The following is a 17647-nucleotide window of genomic DNA, read 5'->3' on the forward strand; positions in this document are numbered from 1 at the left end:
GGCGGTAAAGGCGCCCTTAAGCGTGGGCGTGCGCGCTCTGTGTTGCCAGCGATGGGGGCGGCGGTTAGGAACGGGGCCGATACGGACACGGGCAAGAGGGTGACGATGGCGGATCCGGCCGACATGAAGGCGCATGAGACGACGTATGTCGGGATGCTGGGCTGGCTGAAGTGGGGTGCCGTGATCTGCTTCCTGCTCGCCTTCCTGGTCATCTGGCTCATCAGCTGACCGCGCGATGAAGATCGCGGTCCTGAAGGAGGGGGCTTCCGGCGAGCGCCGGGTGGCCGCGACGCCGGAGACGGCGAAGAAGTTCATCGCACTGGGGGCCGAGGTGGCGGTGGAGGCGGGGGCCGGCGGTGCTGCCAGCTTCGCCGACGCCGACTATCAGGCCGCGGGCGCGACCGTGGCGGACCGCGCCGCGACGCTGGCGGGGGCGGGGATCGTGCTCGCGGTGCAGGGGCCCGATGCGGCGGACCTGCCGCGCGGCGCGATGCTGGCCGCGATCCTCAATCCCTTTTCCGACCGCGCACGCGTCGACGCCTATGCCGCTGCCGGCGTCGAGGCGCTGGCGATGGAATTCATGCCGCGCATCACGCGTGCGCAGTCGATGGACGTGCTGTCCTCGCAGTCGAACCTCTCCGGCTACAAGGCGGTGCTCGACGCCGCGGCGGAATATGGCCGCGCCTTTCCGATGATGATGACCGCGGCGGGCACCGTTTCCGCCGCGCGCGTGTTCGTGATGGGCGTGGGCGTCGCCGGGTTGCAGGCGATCGCCACCGCGCGCCGGCTGGGGGCGCAGGTCTCCGCCACCGACGTGCGCTCCGCGACGAAGGAGCAGATCCAGTCGCTCGGCGCGAAGGCGATCTTCGTCGAGGACGTGAAGGGGATCGAGGGCGAGGGCGCGGGCGGCTATGCCGGGGAGATGAGCGCGGAATACCAGGCCGCGCAGGCCGAACTGGTGTCGGCGCACATCGCCAAGCAGGACATCGTCATCACCACCGCGCTGATTCCCGGCCGTGCCGCCCCGCGCCTGGTCAGCGACGCGCAGATCGCGTCGATGCGCCCCGGCAGCGTCATCGTCGACCTGGCGGTGGAGCAGGGCGGCAACGTGGAAGGCGCGGTCGCGGGCGAGGTGGTGGAACGCCACGGCGTCAGGATCGTCGGCCACCGCAACGTCCCCTCCCGCCTCGCCGCCGACGCCTCGGCGCTGTATTCGCGCAACCTCTACAACTTCCTGTCCACCTTCTGGGACAAGGACGCCGGCCGGCCGCTGCTGGACGAGGAGATCGGCGACGCGGTCCGCCTGACGAAGGACGGCGCCGTGGTGAACGCGAGGTTGGCGCCTGAAACGTGAACGCCTCCAAGCTTCTCGAAGCGATGCGAACCAATCCTCGCGATTGGCGGATCGCCGACGTGGAGCGACTGTGCGGCTGGGCGGGGCTCGCTTGTACCCCGCCGCGCAAAGGGTCACATTACAAGGTGGCCCATGCGACGATGTCCGCGATCCTCACGATACCGGCGCATCGACCGATCAAGCCTGTCTATATCCGCGAACTCGTCGCGTTCGTGGACCTCGTGCGGGAGCGTGAAGGATGAAGCCGCAGGATTACGAGGTAGATATCAGCCCGCTGTCGGAAGACGACGGCGGCGGTTATGCCGCGATCGTGCCCGAGCTGCCGGGATGCCGTTCCGACGGCGAGACCCCGCACGAGGCGCTGACCAACGCCTATGACGCCATCGCCTGCTGGATCGAGGCGGCGGTCGAGCTCGGCCGACCCGTTCCCCGCCCGCGCCGCGTCGCCGCCTGAGGAGTAGACCATGGACTTCGTCGCGATCCTGTCGATCTTCGTGCTGGCGTGCTTCGTCGGCTATTACGTCGTCTGGTCGGTCACGCCCGCGCTGCACACGCCGCTGATGGCCGTCACCAACGCCATCTCCTCCGTCATCATCGTCGGCGCGCTGATCGCCGCGGCGGCGAGCGGGGCGGGGGCGGCTGGGGCGTCATCGAAGTGGCTCGGGCTGCTGGGCGTGGTGCTCGCCAGCGTCAACATCTTCGGTGGCTTCGCCGTCACGCAGCGGATGCTGGCGATGTACAGGAAGAAGGAGCGGCCGGCCGTTCACAAGTGAGCGCGTCGCCCCTGCGCAGGCAGGGGGCCATGTCTGCCCGCGTCGAGGAAAAGCGGTAGGACACGACGGCGATCATCGGCCGCGATCGGCAGCGAAGAACGACACAGAGATAGACCCCTGCCGTCGCAGGGGCGACGGGGGTGGAAATGGAACACGTCGCGGCAAATCCCTGGGTGGCGCTGGCCTATCTCGTCTCGGGCGTGTGCTTCATCCTGGCGCTGCGCGGCCTGTCGAGCCCGCAGACCAGCCAGCGCGGCAACCGCTTCGGCATGATCGGCATGGCCATCGCCGTCGTCACCACGCTGGTCACGCACGTGCCGGAGAAGACGGTCGACATCCTGCTGACCTCGCTCCCGCCGGTCCCGGCGCAGGGCGTCATGACCGATTACGTCGCGATCTTCGAGATCCTCGCCGCGATCGGCCTGGGCGCCGCGATCGGCATCGTCACCGCGCGGCGGATCGCGATGACGGCGATGCCGCAACTCGTCGCCGCCTTCCACTCCCTCGTCGGCATGGCCGCGGTGCTGGTGGCGGTCGCGGCGTTTCTCAACCCGGTCGCGTTCGGCATTGCCGACGTCGTCACCCCGCTGATCGGCCAGCCCTTCGCGGTCATCCACGGCGTCAGCCGGGTGGAGATGATCCTCGGCGTCGCGATCGGCGCGATCACCTTCTCGGGCTCGGTCATCGCCTTCCTGAAGCTGAACGGCAACATGGGCGGCGCACCGATCCTGCTGCCGGCTCGCCACGCGATCAACCTGGGCGGGCTGCTCGCGATCGTCTGGTTCACCTTCCTGTTCTTCCAGACGCAGGAGCCGCTGTGGTTCTACACCGTCGTCGCGCTGTCCTTCGCGCTCGGCTTCCTGCTCATCATCCCGATCGGCGGCGCGGACATGCCGGTCGTCGTCTCCATGCTGAACAGCTACTCGGGCTGGGCCGCGGCGGCGATGGGGTTCACGCTGCACAACACGGCGATGATCATCACCGGCGCGCTGGTCGGATCGTCGGGCGCGATCCTCAGCTACATCATGTGCCGCGCGATGAACCGCAGCTTCATCTCCGTCATCGCCGGCGGCTTCGGCGCGGAGGGCGGCGGGGGCGCGGCGGCGGAGAAGATCGACCGACCGTGGAAGCGCGGCTCGGCCGAGGACGCGGCCTTCCTGATGAGCCAGGCCGAGCAGGTCATCATCGTCCCCGGCTACGGCATGGCGGTGGCGCAGGCGCAGCACGTCCTGCGCGAGATGGCGGACAAGCTGAAGGAGGAGGGCGTCCGCGTCAAATACGCCATCCATCCGGTCGCCGGCCGCATGCCCGGGCACATGAACGTGCTGCTCGCCGAAGCGAACGTGCCCTATGACGAGGTGTTCGAGCTGGAGGACATCAACAGCGAATTCGCGCAGAGCGACGTCGCCTTCGTCATCGGCGCCAACGACGTGACCAATCCGGCGGCGAAGACCGACAAGACGTCGCCCATCTACGGAATGCCGATCCTCGACGTGGAAAAGGCCAAAACGGTTCTTTTCGTCAAACGCAGCATGGGCGGCGTGGGCTATGCCGGTGTCGACAACGAGGTCTTCTACCGGGACAATACAATGATGCTGCTGGCCGACGCGAAGAAGATGGTCGAGGAAATCGTCAAGGCGCTGGGCTGATGCCCGCCGCCTACGGCCTGCCGGGAGCAGGGGCGGGCACCGGGCCGGGCACGGGGGCAGCGCGCTTCCTGCTGGCCGCCCTGGACGCGCGCACCGCGCCCGACGTGGAGGCGGCGGTGGCGCTGATCGGCGGCGACGTGGCGAAGCGCTGCCCGCTGGAGGAGGCCGCCGGCGCCTGTGTCGGCTTCGACGGCGTGGCGGTGTTCGACGGGCGCGGCGCGGAGGAGGCGGCGCTGCACCGCACCGTTGCCGCCATCGCCCGCACCGCGGACGCGGACGGCGTGCCGCTGATCGTCGCGATGACGCTGGCGCAGGTGGACGTGGTGGTGGACGCCACCGGCGGCATGGCGGCGCAATTGCTGTGCGATCCCGACCAGGCCGAGTGGATCCGCGCCCTCGTCACCGCCGGCCTGCTGCCGCCGTCGTCGGGTGGGGTGCGCGATCCGGGGGACGAGGCGGACCGGCTGGCGCGCCTGCGCGAGGAGATCGCGCGCATCGCCGACGCGCTGGCGCGGCTCGGCACGCCGGGTAGCGGCGGCGCGGCGGAGCGGCGCGGCACGTTCGAGGCCGCGCCCGTCGTCACCGACGTGACCGCGCCGGAAGTGCGCGACGTCATCCGCGCGCGGCGGCTACGCGACCGCTTCTTCGGCACCGGCCTGTTCGAGGATCCGGCGTGGGACATGCTGCTCGATCTGTTCGCCGCCGAGCTGGAGGGCGCGCGGGTTTCCGTATCCAGCCTGTGCATCGCCGCCGCGGTGGCACCCACCACCGCGCTGCGCTGGATCGGGCGGCTGACCGACGCCGGCCTCCTGGAACGCGCGCCCGACGCCGCCGACCGACGCCGCGCCTTCGTCAAGCTCTCGCCCGTGGCCGCCGTGGCGATGCGCGGCTTCGTCGCCGCCACCCGCGCGGCCGGGCTGTCGATGGTGTGATCGCGGCGCCGACGGCGGTCGGGAATGGTGGGCGCTGACGGGTTCGAACCGCCGACCTACTCGGTGTAAACGAGCCGCTCTACCAGCTGAGCTAAGCGCCCCACGCCCCGGCTGTAGCGTGCCCGCGCGCGGGATCAAGCGCTGTCCTACACCTTCCTACATCCGCAACCCCGGCCTTGGCGAGGCGGAAGGGAGAAGCGGAAGATGCGCGATTGCGTGGAGCAGGCGATCGATGCGGCGGGGCGGCGCGCGCCGGTGGGTGCCCGAAGGCCGGCGGGGCGGACGGTGACGGTCAACCGCCGCGAATCGGCGCTGGCGTGGCTGGCCGCGCGCGGGCTGGTGACGCGGCGGCAGGAGGAGGCGGGCGAGCGGCTGCGGTCGGATTACGAGCGCGCGGCGATCGGCCCCGCGGTGACGATGCGCTGGTCGCCGCGGGTCGACGGCGGTCGCGGCGCGCGCACGCTGGACGCGGGCGAGGCGCAGACCGCGGCGAAGCGCCGCTTCGACGGCGCGCTCGGCGCGGCGGGGCCGGGTCTGTCGGACGTGCTATGGCGCGTGGTGTGCGCGGGGGAGCCGCTGGCGGAGGCGGAGAAGGGCCTGGGCTGGCCGACGCGCAGCGCGCGCCTGGTGCTCGCCTTCGCGCTGGACCGGGCGGCGGACCATTACGGCCTGCCGTAGGCCGGGGCGCGCGGCTGGTGCGGGCCGGCCCACGGGGCTATGCCACGGCGCGAAGGAGCGGCGGCATGGCATGGGGGACCTGGGCGGCGTTCGTGGCCGCGTCGCTGGCGCTGGCGCTGATCCCCGGCCCGGGGGTCGCGACCATCGTCGGCTTCGCCTTCGGCTCGGGCCGGCGCGCCGCGCTGGCGGCGGTGGCGGGCATGGCGGTCGGCAATGCGCTCGCCTTCGCCGCGTCGCTCGCGGGCGCGGCGGCGGTGCTGGCGGCGTCGGCGCACGCCTTCACGCTGCTGAAATGGGCCGGCGCGCTGTACCTGGTGTTCCTGGGCGTACGGGCGATCCGGCGCGCGGGGCAGGGTGGCGGCGCATGGTCGCGCCCGCCTGCCAGCCCGCGCGCCGCCTTCGCCACCACGCTGGCGGTGGGCACGTTCCATCCGAAGACGATCATGTTCTTCGTCGCCTTCGCCGCGCAGTTCATCTCGCCGTCGGCTGCGTACCTGCCGCAGGCTGCCATTCTCGTCGCCACCTTCACCGCGGTCGCGGCGACGACCGACGCGGGCTACGCGCTGGCGGCGGCGCGGGCCGCGCGGCTGCTCGACCGGCCGGCGCGACGGCGCTGGCTGGAGCGGGCGGGCGGCGGCGTGCTGATCGCCGCCGGGGTGGCCACCGCCGCGGTCCGGCGTTGACCGCGCCCCGGTGATCGCGCGACAAGGCGGCATGCGCGTCCGCTTCATCAAGTGCCACGGTTCGGGCAACGATTTCCCGCTGGTCGACGCGCGCGGCTGGTCGCTGGCGCAGGGCGAGTGGGCGGCGCTGGCCCGCGCGCTGGCGGACCGGGCAGGCCCGGTCGGCGGCGACGGCCTGCTCGCGCTGGTGGCAGGCGACGGCGACGCCGCGTTCGGCATGCGGATGTTCAACAGCGACGGCAGCGAGGCGGAGACGTGCCTCAACGGCCTGCGCTGCGTCGCGCGCGCGGGGTTCGAGGCGCTGGGCATCGACGCCGCCACCGTCCGGCTCAAGACCTCACGCGCGCAGGTGTCCCGCGCCGCGCCGATCGCGCCCGGCGTGACGACGGTGGCGGAGACCGCGGGGCCCGCCGACCTCGACGTCACCCGCTGGCCGATGCTGGTGGAGGAGGAGCGCTACGTCGAGCGGCCGGTGCCGCTGCTCGCCAGCCATCGCCCCTTCACCGCGGTCGCCATCCCCAATCCGCACCTGATCGCCTTTGTCGACGCGGTGGACGAGGCGGAGCTGGTCGCGGTCGGCCTGGCCTGCGAGGCGGCGCCCGCCTGGCTGCCGAACCGCGCCAACGTGTCCTTCGTGGAGCGGCGCGCGGTGGACACGCTGTTCGTGCGCACGCACGAGCGCGGCGTGGGCCTGACCGACAGCTGCGGCAGCGCGATGGCAGCGAGCAGCTACGCCGCCTGCCTGACCGGGCGGACCGCGTTCGACACGGACCTGACCGTGCTGAACCGCGGCGGGCTGGTACGCGTGCGGGTGGGAACCGACGCCATGGTCACGCTCCACGGCAACGCGACCTGGGAGTGGGAAGGGGAGGTGGACGTCGACCTCGCCACCGCGCGCGCGGGCGACCTGACGGTCGAGCGCCGCCACGACGCGGAAGTCGCGGCGTGGAGCCGCGCGGTGGGCTAGGCGGCGCTCGACGATCACCGTCGGTTCCCCCCCCGAGGAGCCGTTTCGACGTCGCTCAGCCTCTTCCGGCGCGAACGGGGGGCCGCCGGATCAGGCGCAAGGCCGCTCGCTAGAGCGTTACCGGATCAGGTGGGATCACCGGCACGATGGTGATTTCGGCGTGCTGCAAGGCGAGAGGAGGGAGCGATGCTGAAGCATCGTGACCGACGAGCAACGCCGCAGCTCGCCGAAAGCGCCCCGCCGCACAGCGGTCGTCCGCAGGACGATGACGGTGGTTCAACCTGGTCCGGTAACGCTCTAGAGCCGGATCAGCCCGCCCGCCACCAGCAGCACGCCCAGCCCGATCAGCAGCAGCAGCGCGAGGTAGCCGATGCCGATCATCATCGGCTTCTTCGCCTCCGGCCGCACCGGCTCGGAATCGTCGAAGGGTTCGTCCGCCACCGCTCGTTCTCCTCGCATCCTGCGCTCGAACGAGGAAGGCGGCGGAACGCTCCCGCCCGATCAGTCGCGCACGACGCCGACGTCGGCGAAGCGGCGCGGCTCCACCGGCGGGATCGCGCTGGCGTTCAGTTCGCACTGCCACCAGCCGACGTCGATCCAGCGGCCCTGCTTGAACCCCACTTCGCGGAACACGCCGCCGCGGCGGAAGCCGACCGCCTCGTGCAGCGAGATCGAAGCGTCGTTGGGCAGCGAGATGACGCCGATCGCCTGGGTGAAGCCCTGCGCGCGCAGCGTGTCGACCAGCGCCTCGTACAGCAGCCGGCCCAGCCCGCGCTCGCCCCCCGCGGTGTAGATCGACGTCTCCACGACGTAGCGATAGGCCGGCCGATCGCGGAAGCGGCCCGCATAGGCGTAGCCGATCACGCCCTCGCCGTCGCCGCCCTTCTCCTTGCTGTCGCCGGTGGTGGCGACCAGCCAGGGGTAGAGGCCGTCCGACGCCGCCATCCGCGCCCGCATCGCGCGCGCGTCGGGCGCCTCGCTCTCGAACGAGACCGTGCCCGAGAGAACGTAGGGCGCGTAGATCGCGGCGATGGCGGCGGCGTCGGCCGGGGTGGCGGCGCGGATCGCGATCGGCCCCTGCATTACAGGCCCACCTTCGCCAGCACCAACTGGAGGAGGCTGCGGTCGCCCGCGCGCGGCGCGACCGGGCCCAGGCCGACGCACTCCAGGCACTCGGCGCGCACCGACGGTCCGGTCAGCAGCCGCTTCGCGTCGCCCAGCGCCTGCGCCAGCATCGCCTGCCGCTGCCACGACAGGCGCGCGAAGACGTCGCCCGACTGCGTGTCCTCCTCGTCCTCGCGCGCGGCGATCTGCTGCGCGATCTGCGCCGCGAAGCCGGGCTTCTTGTCCAGCCACACGACGCCGGGCTCCTTCACGCCCGCGCGCCGCGCCGCCTCGGCGACCGCGTCGTCCAGCCCGCCGAAGCGATCGACCAGGCCGATCTGCCGCGCCGCCCCGCCGACCCACACCCGGCCCTGGCCGATCTCGTCGACCCGCGCGGGCGGCATCCGTCGCGACTGCGCCACGCGCGCGATGAAGTCGCGATAGCCGTGCTCGATGTTCGCCTGGATGATCGCGTCCACGGTGGCGTTGGTGCCCGCCAGCACGTCGGGCTGGCCCGACAGCGCCGTGGTCTTCGTTCCGTCGGTGGTGAGGCCGATCTTCGCCAGCGTGTTCTCGAACGTGGGGATCACGCCGAAGATGCCGATCGACCCGGTGATGGTCGACGGCTCGGCGAAGATCGCGTCGCCCGCGGTCGCCACCCAATAGCCGCCCGACGCCGCCAGTCCGCCCATCGAGATGACGACGGGCAGCCCGCGCTTCTTCGCCTCCAGCACCGCGTTGCGGATCTGCTCGGACGCCAGGCTCGATCCGCCGGGCGAATCGACGCGCACGACCAGCGCCTTCAGCTTCTGTTCGGCAAGCCCGGTGTAGAGCAGCTTGGACACCGTATCGCCGCCCGCGCTGCCCGGCGACTGCTCGCCGTCCAGGATCGTGCCCGCCACGGTCAGCACGCCGACGTCGCCCTTCGTCGCGAAGGGGTGGGCGGCGACGTAATTGGCCAGCTTGATGCGGTTGAACCAGCCCGCGGGCTTGGCCGCGTCGCCGCCGACGATCTGCGCCACGCGCCGGCCGAAGGCGACGCGGTCGCCCAGCTTGTCGACCAGCCCGGTCGCGAGGTTCGCGCGCGCGATGTCGCCGCCCGCCTGCTGCACCACCTGCTGCGGCGTCCGCAGCCAGGGCGCGATCTGCGCCTTGGGACGGCTGCGGCGGATCGCGTCCTGCCACTGCTCGAACAGCGACCCGTACAGCGCTTCGGAGGCCGCGCGCGCGTCCGGGCTGGCGTCGGCGCGCAGGTACGGCTCCACCGCCGACTTGTAGCGGCCGACGCGATAGACGTGCGCGTTGACGCCCAGCTTGTCGATCAGGCCCTTGTAGTACAGCTGGTTGCCGCCGGGGCCGGAGAACAGGATGCCCCCCATCGGGTTCAGCCACACCTCGCTCGCCGCGGCGGCGAGGCGATAGCCACCGTCGGTATAGCCGGTGGCATAGGCGAGCACCGGCTTGCCCGCGCGCTTCACCGCGGCCAGCTTGTCGGCCACCTCGCCCAGCGTCGCGGGATAGGCGCCGCCGAACCGGTCGAGGTCCAGCACCACCGCCTTCACCCGGTCGTCGGTGCGCGCCTTGTCCAGCGCGTGGAGCACGTCGCGCAGTCGGTATTGCTGCCCCACCTGCTGCCCGCTCAGCATCGCCAGCGGCGGCACTTCCTCCGGCTGCTCGACGATGGGGCCGTTCAGGTCCAGCACCAGCGCGCCCGTGGGCACCGCGGCCGGGCGCGAGCGGCTGTTCAGCGCGGCGAACAGCGCGCCGAAGAACAGCAGCATGGCGACCAGCACCAGCGCATCCTTGATGCCCACCAACAGGCGCCACGCGCCGCGAACAAGCTTCATCAGTCGAAATCTCCAGCCGGTGCGGCGGACCCTAGGGGCCGTGTATGAAGACGGCAACACGGTTGATGGTTGACGAAGCGGGGACGGGCGGGGCTCGACCCGACGGGCGAGGACCGACGCGTCGACGCGCGTCGTGGCCGATCCCGACCATCGTCATGCCGCGCTGGTGCCGGCATCCAGGGCCTCATCCGCTGCCCTGCATGGCCTTGGACCCCTGCCCTACGCCGGGGTGACGGGGAAAGACGTCGACGGACCCCCGCTGGCGCAACCCCGCCGCACCGGCTACGGCACGCGGCCATGGACGCCCCCCTCGTCAACGCGCCTCTGGTGGCGGAGCGTCCGGCCGACGCGCGGGGGGAATTGCGGGCCCTGCTCGCGCTGGCGGCGCCGCTGGTCGGCGCGAACCTGTTGCAGATGGGCGTCTACGCCATCGACGTCGTCTTCGTCGCGCGGCTGGGCACGGTGGAATTCGCCGCCGCCACGCTGGGCGTGTTTCTGTTCGGTCTCACCATGTGGGCGCTGATGAGCATGGCCACCGCCTGCGCGCCGCTGATCGCGGCGGAGCTCGGCCGGCGCCGCCATGCGGTGCGCGAGGTGCGGCGCTCGTTCCGCATGGCGCTGTGGCTCGGCGTCTTCTCCGCCATTCCCGGCTCGCTGCTGCTGCTGGCGGGGGAGCGGCTGTTCCTGCTCGCCGGGCAGGACGCGCGCGTCGCGGCGCGGGCGGGCGACTTCCTGCAGATCCTGGTCCTCGCGCTGCTGCCCGCCATCTTCGCCGCGGTGATGCGAACCGCCGCCGCCGCGCTCGGCCGCCCCGGCTGGGCGATCGGCGTCACCGCGATGGCGCTGGGCATCGGCCTCCTCTCCAACTGGCTGCTGGTCTTCGGCAACCTCGGTTTCCCCGCGCTGGGCCTCGAAGGCTCGGCGATCGCCAGCGTGGTGACGACGGGGACGATGATGCTGGCCTATGCCGCCATCCTGCTGTTCGATCCGAAGCTGCGCCGATATCGCCTGTTCGGCCGCTGGTGGCGGCCGGAATGGTCGCGCATGGGCGAGATCCTGCGCATCGGCGTACCGATCGCGCTGACCGTCACGATGGAGGCCGGGCTGTTCGGTGGCGCGGCGCTGCTGATGGGGCTGATCGGCGTGACCGAGGTGGCGGCGCACGCCATCGCGCTCAACATCGCCAGCCTGGCCTTCCAGGTGCCGCTGGGCGTGGCGCAGGCGGCGACGATCCGGGTCGGCATGGGCTTCGGCGCGCGCGACGCGGAATGGGTCGGGCGCGCGGGCTGGACCGCCATCGTCGTCGGCACGGGCTTCATGGTGGTCACCGCCGTGCTGATGTGGCTGGTGCCGCGCTGGCTGATCGCGATCTACGTCGACGTCGACGCTGCGCAGGAAGCGCGGGTGGTGGCGCTGGCGGTGCAGTATTTGGCGGTGGGCGCGGTGTTCCAGCTGTTCGACGGCGCGCAGGCGGTGGCCGCGGGCGTGCTGCGCGGGCTGCAGGATACGCGCGTGCCGATGGTGATCGCCGGGCTGGGCTACTGGATCGCCGGGTTCGGCACCGCGGTGGCGCTCGGCTTCTGGCTGGATTGGCAGGGCGTCGGGATATGGGCTGGGCTGGCGGCGGGGCTGGTCGTCGTCTCGGCGGCGCTGCTGTGGCGCTTCGCCGCGCGCGACCGGCTCGGCCTGCTGGCGCCACGCGCGGCCTGAAAAAAGGTTCCTGCGACGGTTGACGCACCGGCGGCGCCTGCACATATCGCGGCGGCTGGCACTCGTTTCCTGCGAGTGCCAAAAAAATGTCACCTTAGCTGAAGAGGGCTAGCAGCAATGAACTTTCGTCCGTTGCACGACCGCGTTCTCGTCCGCCGCGTCGAGGCGGAAGAGAAGACGGCCGGCGGGATCATCATCCCCGACACCGCCAAGGAGAAGCCGCAGGAGGGCGAGGTCGTCGCCGCCGGCACCGGCACCAAGGCCGAGGACGGCAAGGTCACCCCGCTCGACGTCAAGGCCGGCGACCGCATCCTGTTCGGCAAGTGGTCGGGCACCGAGGTGAAGGTGAACGGCGAAGACCTGCTCATCATGAAGGAATCGGACATTCTCGGCATCGTCGGCTGAGAAACCTCCGATCACCGCAACACTCTCAACATTCGTTCATCTGAAAGGGTAGCCACATGGCAGCCAAGGACGTGAAGTTCTCGCGCGACGCGCGCGAGCGCATTCTCAAGGGCGTCGACATCCTCGCCGACGCGGTGAAGGTGACGCTGGGGCCGAAGGGCCGCAACGTCGTGATCGACAAGAGCTTCGGCGCGCCGCGCATCACCAAGGACGGCGTCACCGTCGCCAAGGAGATCGAGCTGAAGGACAAGTTCGAGAACATGGGCGCGCAGATGGTGCGCGAAGTGGCCTCGAAGACCAACGACATCGCCGGCGACGGCACCACCACCGCCACCGTGCTGGCGCAGGCGATCGTGCGCGAGGGCATGAAGTCGGTCGCGGCGGGCATGAACCCGATGGACCTGAAGCGCGGCATCGACATCGCCGTGGGCAAGGTGGTCGAGGACGTGAAGTCGCGCTCGAAGCCCGTGTCGGGCTCGTCCGAGGTCGCGCAGGTCGGCATCATCTCCGCCAACGGTGACCGTGAGGTCGGCGAGAAGATCGCTGAGGCGATGGAGAAGGTCGGCAAGGAAGGCGTCATCACTGTCGAGGAGGCCAAGGGCCTCGAGTTCGAGCTGGACGTCGTCGAGGGCATGCAGTTCGACCGCGGCTACCTGTCGCCGTACTTCATCACCAATCCGGAGAAGATGACGGTCGAGCTCGCCGATCCGTACATCCTGATCCACGAGAAGAAGCTGTCGAACCTGCAGGCGATGCTCCCGATCCTGGAAGCCGTCGTCCAGTCGGGCCGTCCGCTGCTCATCATCGCCGAGGATATCGAGGGCGAGGCGCTCGCGACGCTGGTCGTGAACAAGCTGCGCGGCGGCCTGAAGGTCGCGGCCGTCAAGGCGCCGGGCTTCGGCGATCGCCGCAAGGCGATGCTGGAGGACATCGCGATCCTGACCAAGGGCGAGGTGATCTCCGAGGATCTCGGCATCAAGCTGGAGAGCGTGACGCTCGGCATGCTGGGCACCGCCAAGCGCGTGTCGATCGACAAGGACAACACCACCATCGTCGACGGTGCGGGTGACGCCGACTCGATCAAGGGCCGCACGGAGGCGATCCGTCAGCAGATCGAGAACACGACCTCCGACTACGACCGCGAGAAGCTCCAGGAGCGCCTCGCCAAGCTGGCCGGCGGCGTGGCCGTCATCAAGGTCGGCGGTGCGACCGAGGTCGAGGTGAAGGAGCGCAAGGACCGCGTCGACGACGCGCTGCACGCGACCCGCGCCGCGGTGGAAGAGGGCATCGTCCCGGGCGGCGGCACCGCGCTGCTGTACGGTTCGAAGGCGCTCGAGGGCGTGAAGGGCGACAACGACGACCAGACGCGCGGCGTCGACATCGTCCGCCGCTCGCTGACCGCGCTGGTGCGCCAGATCGCGCAGAACGCCGGTCACGACGGCGCCGTCGTGTCGGGCAAGCTGCTCGACCAGACGGACACGTCGTTCGGCTTCAACGCCGCGACCGACACGTACGAGAACCTGGTCCAGGCCGGCGTGATCGACCCCACGAAGGTCGTGCGCACCGCGCTGCAGAACGCCGCGTCGGTGGCGGGTCTCCTCATCACCACCGAGGCGACCGTTGCCGAGCTGCCCGAGGACAAGGCCCCGGCCATGCCCGGCGGCGGCGGCATGGGCGGCATGGGCGGCATGGATTTCTGATTTCGGACGGGCGCAGCGACTCGCTGCGCCCGAGGCGAAATCGGAACGGCCGGCGGGTCGGCATCGCCGACCCGTTCGACGTCAGGGCGGCGGCTTCGCCGTCGCCGGTTGCCCGCAGCGAAGGGCCGGTGGCATCACGCCGCTGGCCCTTTGTCTGTCCGGCGGGATCGACTATCTTGCCGCCCATGGCCACGCTCGCGCTCGACCCTGCCTACCGCCGCGTCACCGTGCGAGAGTTCCTCGACATGGATTTCGGCGGGGCCCGGGCCGAGCTCGAGGACGGTGTCATCTACATGATGGCTGGCGGGACGGAGCAGCACGCCCGCATCGCGGGCAACATCTTCGCCTTCCTCTTAGGACGGCTCCGCGGCTCGGGGTGCCGGCCGTACAATTCGGATCTCGCCCTGCAGACGGCGGATTTCACCGCACGGCTCCCCGACGTCAGCATCTACTGCGGCAATCCCTCGGCGCCGGAGAATGCGAAGAAGAGGCTGCTCGGCGATCCCCAGGTCGTCTTCGAGGTGCTCTCGCCATCGACGTTCGCCAAGGATCAGAAGGTGAAGCTGGAGGAGTACAAGGCCCTGCCGGGTACGCGTGAGGTCATCCTGGTCGATCCTGACGGCGAGCTCGTCCGCCGCGTCCATCGCACCGATGACGGGGTGTGGCATGACGGCTGGCTCGCGGCGGGCGCTGACCTCCATCTGCCCTCGCTCGACCTCACCATCCCGCACGCGGAAATGTTCGCCCGCGACTGATCGCGCGCCCGCGCGTTGGGCGGCGATGATCCCGCGCAACGCCCAGGTCCTCGGCTTCGGCCCGATGCTCCCCCTCGTCGCCGCCGGCATCGGTGCCTGGGTGCTGCCCGGCACCTGGCCGATCCTGGCGGTCCAGCTCGCGATCGTTTGGGGCGCGATCATCCTCGCCTTCATCGGCGGCGTGCGACGCGGCTTCGGCTTCGCGCGCGAGAGCGCGTCGACCGCGGTCGCCATCGCGGCGGCGACGGCGTATCTCACCATCGCCGGGCTGGCGCTGGTGGTGCCGCGCGCGACCATGGCGCTGGCGCTGCTGATCGTCGGCTACGCGCTGGCCGCGCTGCTTGACCGGCGCGCGGCGCTGGCGGGCAATGCGCCCGCTTTCTTCGCCCCGCTGCGCCCGCCGCAGCTGCTGCTCGGCGCGGCGGGCATGGCGGGTTGCTGGGCCTGGCTGATGGGCTAGCGCTTCATCGCCTCCAGCAGCAGCTTCACGTCCTGGCTGCGCCCGCGCGGCAGGATCAGCACGTCGTTGCCGCTCGCCACGACGATCAGGTCGCTGACGCCGACGGTCGCGATCCTCACGCCGTCGCTGCGCACCAGGCAGTCGCGCGCGTCGATCGCGACCACGTCGCCCTCGATCACGTTGCCACCCGCGTCGCCCGCGCTGATCGCGTGAAGCGCGTCCCAGCTGCCGACGTCGCTCCACCCCATGGTGACCGGCACCACGGCGACGCGATCGGCCTTCTCCATCACCGCATAGTCGATCGAGTCGGACGGCGAGGCGGCGAAGGCGTCCGCCTGCGGGTACACCCGCGCGCCCTCGCGCCGGGCGCCCTGCATCGCGGCGCGCGCGGCGGCGACGATGGCGGGCGCGTGCGTCTCCAGCGCGGCGAGGAAGGCGTCGGCGCGGAACAGGAAGATGCCGCCGTTCCAGGCGTGGTCGCCCGCCGCCAGCATCGCCTCCGCCACCTCGCGCTTCGGCTTCTCGACAAAGCGCGCGACGCGGTGCACGCCCGCGCGCAGCGGCTCGCCCACCTGGATGTAGCCGTAGCCCGTTTCCGGCGCGTCGGGCGTGATGCCGAAGGTGACGAGCCAGCCGTCCTCCACCAGCGGCAGCGCGGCGTGGATCGCGGCGTGGAAGGCGTCCCGGTCGGCGATGACGTGGTCGGACGGCATGACCAGCAGCGGCTGCGCCGCGTCCGCGGCGAGCGCGGCGAGCGCGATCGCGGGGGCGGTGTTGCGCCCGGCGGGTTCCAGGATCAGCGCGCGCAGGCCCGCGTCCGCGGCGGCGAGCTGGGCCTCCACCTCGTCGGCGTGCGCGGCGTTGGCGACCACGATCGGCGCGTCGAAGGCGTCGCCGTGCGCGCGCGCGGCGGTCAGCTGCAGCATCGTCTCGCGCGCGGTGAGCGCGAGGAGCTGCTTGGGCTTTTCCGGACGGGACATCGGCCACAGCCGGGTACCCGAGCCGCCGGACAGGATCACCGGCACGATTGCGGTCACGTTCGTTCTTCCCCCTTCGTCGGGCGGCACGAGGACCGGCCGCCGGGTCCCTGTCGTCCGCGTCGGCGGCGGCGGGGCACCACGCCGTAACACGCATCGACGGCCAACGGGTCCCTCCCTCGTTCAAACTTTCTTTGCAAGTGCGCGCGCATAGCGCCTGTCGGTCCGGTTTACACCAGCGCAAAGGGAAGGGCACGGGCGCCATGGTCCGCGTGTTCAAGCATTACGTGCCCCACGCCGTGCTGCTCCTCGGCCTGCTGGACTTCGCGCTCCTGCTGGTCGCGGCGGAGGCGGGGTGGCAGGTGCGCGCCTGGCAGATCGGCATGGCGACCGAGCCGATCGCGACGCGCGTGCCGCAGATCCTCTCCTTCGCCGTCCCGCTGGAGATCGCGATGGTCGCGGTCGGCGCCTACGGCCCGGGCGCGCTCCACTCCGTGCGCTACGCCACCGCGCGGCTGCTGGTGGCGGTGTCGCTGGGCGTCATCTTCCTCTCCGTCATCTTCTTCCTCGTGCCCGCGATCACCTTCTGGCGGTCGAACCTGTTCGTCGCGATGCTGCTCTCGGTCGCGGCGCTGGTGCTGATCCGCGCCGCGCTGGGCCGCGTCATCGGCGGCGCGTCGCTGCGCCGCCGCGTGGTGGTGCTGGGCGCCGGCCCGCGCGCGGCGCGCATCGGCGCGCTCGCCGCGCGCACCGGCGCCAACTTCACCGTCGCCGGCTACGTCGCGATGGGCACCCCGGTGGTCGCGGTCGCCGGCGCCGTCCCGCGCGAGGGGATCGCGAACCTCGCCCGCCACGTGGAGGCGCTGGGCGCGTCCGAAGTCGTGCTGGCCATCGAGGAGCGGCGGGGCGCGCTGCCGCTGCAGGACCTGCTGCGCGTGAAGACCACCGGCGTCCACGTCAGCGACCTGTCGAGCTTCTTCGAGCGCGAGACCGGGCGCGTGGACCTGCAGAGCGTCAGCCCGTCGTGGCTGATCTTCTCCGACGGCTTCTCCTCCGGCCGCTTCCTGTCCGGCGTGACGAAGCGCGCCTTCGACGTCACCGCCAGCCTGCTGCTGCTGACGCTGGCGCTGCCCGTGATCGTCGTCACCGCGCTGCTCGTGAAGTGGGAGAGCCCGGGCCCCGCCTTCTACCGCCAGCGCCGCATCGGCCTCTACAACCAGCCGTTCGACATCGTGAAGCTGCGTTCGATGCGGCAGGACGCGGAGGTGCCCGGCACCGCGATCTGGGCGGCCGAGGACGACCCGCGCATCACCCGCGTCGGCCGCATCATCCGCAAGGTCCGCATCGACGAGCTGCCGCAATGCTGGAGCGTGCTGAAGGGCGAGATGAGCTTCGTCGGCCCGCGTCCCGAACGCCCGCAGTTCGTCGCCGACTTGGAGGCGCAGCTGCCTTTCTACGCCGAGCGGCACATGGTGAAGCCGGGCATCACCGGCTGGGCACAGATCAACTATCCCTATGGCGCGTCGACGGAGGATGCGCGGCACAAGCTGGAATACGACCTCTACTACGCGAAGAACTACTCGCCCTTCCTCGACCTGCTGATCCTCGTGCAGACACTGCGCGTGGTGCTGTGGCCGGACGGCGCGCGGTAGC

General features: G+C 71.3%; 20 protein-coding genes and 1 tRNA gene. 16 read left to right on the forward strand and 5 right to left on the reverse strand.

Going from position 1 to position 17647, the window contains the following annotated elements; translation table 11 throughout:
* Positions 1-105: 105 nt before the first annotated feature.
* The 7 genes from HBH26_RS11460 to HBH26_RS20435 all read left to right on the forward strand — a co-directional run bounded on the left by HBH26_RS11460 (position 106) and on the right by HBH26_RS20435 (position 4708).
* On the forward strand, positions 106-228 hold the full coding sequence (locus tag HBH26_RS11460; RefSeq protein ID WP_168134757.1) for an aa3-type cytochrome c oxidase subunit IV: 123 nt from the start codon (positions 106-108) through the stop codon (positions 226-228).
* Between the two features lie 7 nt (positions 229-235).
* Positions 236-1354: an NAD(P) transhydrogenase subunit alpha gene (locus HBH26_RS11465; protein ID WP_168134758.1), complete on the forward strand. Its 1119-nt coding sequence runs from the start codon at positions 236-238 to the stop codon at positions 1352-1354.
* Positions 1351-1596 carry a type II toxin-antitoxin system HicA family toxin gene (locus tag HBH26_RS11470; RefSeq protein ID WP_338057336.1) on the forward strand — a complete coding sequence of 82 codons (246 nt, stop codon included), beginning with the start codon at positions 1351-1353 and terminating at the stop codon, positions 1594-1596. The genes HBH26_RS11465 and HBH26_RS11470 overlap by 4 nt, the downstream gene beginning before the upstream one ends.
* Positions 1593-1808, forward strand: a complete 216-nt coding sequence (locus HBH26_RS11475) for a type II toxin-antitoxin system HicB family antitoxin (protein WP_168134759.1) — start codon at positions 1593-1595, stop codon at positions 1806-1808. The genes HBH26_RS11470 and HBH26_RS11475 overlap by 4 nt, the downstream gene beginning before the upstream one ends.
* Positions 1809-1818: 10 nt before the next feature.
* Positions 1819-2127 carry a proton-translocating transhydrogenase family protein gene (locus HBH26_RS11480; RefSeq protein ID WP_168134760.1) on the forward strand — a complete coding sequence of 103 codons (309 nt, stop codon included), beginning with the start codon at positions 1819-1821 and terminating at the stop codon, positions 2125-2127.
* Between the two features lie 146 nt (positions 2128-2273).
* Positions 2274-3776 carry an NAD(P)(+) transhydrogenase (Re/Si-specific) subunit beta gene (locus HBH26_RS11485; protein ID WP_168134761.1) on the forward strand — a complete coding sequence of 501 codons (1503 nt, stop codon included), beginning with the start codon at positions 2274-2276 and terminating at the stop codon, positions 3774-3776.
* Positions 3776-4708 (forward strand): winged helix DNA-binding protein, encoded by a 933-nt coding sequence (locus HBH26_RS20435; protein ID WP_209308505.1) that lies wholly within the window; start codon positions 3776-3778, stop codon positions 4706-4708. Before HBH26_RS11485 ends, HBH26_RS20435 begins: the two co-directional genes overlap by 1 nt.
* A gap of 25 nt (positions 4709-4733) precedes the next feature.
* On the opposite strand, the gene HBH26_RS11495 is transcribed toward HBH26_RS20435, so the two are convergent.
* Positions 4734-4809, reverse strand: a tRNA-Val gene (locus HBH26_RS11495).
* A 103-nt stretch (positions 4810-4912) separates the two neighbouring features.
* Between HBH26_RS11495 and HBH26_RS11500 the strand changes: the two genes are divergently transcribed.
* The 3 genes from HBH26_RS11500 to dapF all read left to right on the forward strand — a co-directional run bounded on the left by HBH26_RS11500 (position 4913) and on the right by dapF (position 7036).
* Positions 4913-5386, forward strand: a complete 474-nt coding sequence (locus tag HBH26_RS11500) for a DUF6456 domain-containing protein (RefSeq protein ID WP_168134762.1) — start codon at positions 4913-4915, stop codon at positions 5384-5386.
* Positions 5387-5451: 65 nt separating this feature from the next.
* Positions 5452-6069 (forward strand): LysE family translocator, encoded by a 618-nt coding sequence (locus HBH26_RS11505; RefSeq protein WP_168134763.1) that lies wholly within the window; start codon positions 5452-5454, stop codon positions 6067-6069.
* A 31-nt stretch (positions 6070-6100) separates the two neighbouring features.
* The gene (gene dapF, locus HBH26_RS11510) at positions 6101-7036 is read left to right on the forward strand and encodes a diaminopimelate epimerase (RefSeq protein ID WP_168134935.1); all 936 of its coding nucleotides are present in this window, start codon (positions 6101-6103) and stop codon (positions 7034-7036) included.
* 297 nt (positions 7037-7333) lie between these two features.
* Here the strand turns inward: dapF and HBH26_RS11515 are convergent, their stop codons facing one another.
* The 3 genes from HBH26_RS11515 to sppA are packed head-to-tail and all read right to left on the reverse strand — an operon-like array spanning position 7334 to position 9987.
* Complete coding sequence (locus HBH26_RS11515; protein WP_168134764.1) at positions 7334-7477, reverse strand: hypothetical protein; 144 nt, start codon at positions 7475-7477, stop codon at positions 7334-7336.
* A gap of 60 nt (positions 7478-7537) precedes the next feature.
* Positions 7538-8119, reverse strand: coding sequence for a GNAT family N-acetyltransferase (locus HBH26_RS11520; RefSeq protein WP_168134765.1), 582 nt, complete (start codon positions 8117-8119; stop codon positions 7538-7540).
* Entirely contained in the window at positions 8119-9987 is a 1869-nt protein-coding gene (sppA, locus tag HBH26_RS11525; protein WP_168134766.1) for a signal peptide peptidase SppA, read from the reverse strand. Before sppA ends, HBH26_RS11520 begins: the two co-directional genes overlap by 1 nt.
* A gap of 297 nt (positions 9988-10284) precedes the next feature.
* On the opposite strand from sppA, the gene HBH26_RS11530 reads away from it, so the two are divergent.
* From HBH26_RS11530 to HBH26_RS11550, 5 genes are all read left to right on the forward strand, one after another.
* Entirely contained in the window at positions 10285-11697 is a 1413-nt protein-coding gene (locus HBH26_RS11530) for an MATE family efflux transporter (RefSeq protein ID WP_168134767.1), read from the forward strand.
* Positions 11698-11814: 117 nt separating this feature from the next.
* Positions 11815-12102, forward strand: coding sequence for a co-chaperone GroES (gene groES, locus HBH26_RS11535; RefSeq protein WP_093003109.1), 288 nt, complete (start codon positions 11815-11817; stop codon positions 12100-12102).
* Between the two features lie 56 nt (positions 12103-12158).
* The gene (gene groL, locus HBH26_RS11540) at positions 12159-13802 is read left to right on the forward strand and encodes a chaperonin GroEL (RefSeq protein ID WP_168134768.1); all 1644 of its coding nucleotides are present in this window, start codon (positions 12159-12161) and stop codon (positions 13800-13802) included.
* A 185-nt stretch (positions 13803-13987) separates the two neighbouring features.
* A complete protein-coding gene (locus HBH26_RS11545) occupies positions 13988-14557 on the forward strand; it encodes a Uma2 family endonuclease (protein ID WP_168134769.1) in 570 nt (189 codons plus the stop codon).
* A 25-nt stretch (positions 14558-14582) separates the two neighbouring features.
* Positions 14583-15017, forward strand: coding sequence for a DUF3429 domain-containing protein (locus tag HBH26_RS11550; RefSeq protein WP_168134770.1), 435 nt, complete (start codon positions 14583-14585; stop codon positions 15015-15017).
* On the opposite strand, the gene HBH26_RS11555 is transcribed toward HBH26_RS11550, so the two are convergent.
* Complete coding sequence (locus tag HBH26_RS11555) at positions 15014-16054, reverse strand: mannose-1-phosphate guanylyltransferase/mannose-6-phosphate isomerase (protein ID WP_338057337.1); 1041 nt, start codon at positions 16052-16054, stop codon at positions 15014-15016. The two genes, HBH26_RS11550 and HBH26_RS11555, sit on opposite strands and share 4 nt — an antisense overlap.
* Positions 16055-16257: 203 nt before the next feature.
* Between HBH26_RS11555 and HBH26_RS11560 the strand changes: the two genes are divergently transcribed.
* Complete coding sequence (locus HBH26_RS11560; protein ID WP_168134771.1) at positions 16258-17646, forward strand: TIGR03013 family XrtA/PEP-CTERM system glycosyltransferase; 1389 nt, start codon at positions 16258-16260, stop codon at positions 17644-17646.
* The last annotated feature ends 1 nt before the right edge of the window (position 17647 follow it).

The sequence above is a fragment of the Sphingomonas corticis genome, from assembly GCF_012035195.1.
Lineage (GTDB): Bacteria > Pseudomonadota > Alphaproteobacteria > Sphingomonadales > Sphingomonadaceae > Sphingomonas > Sphingomonas corticis.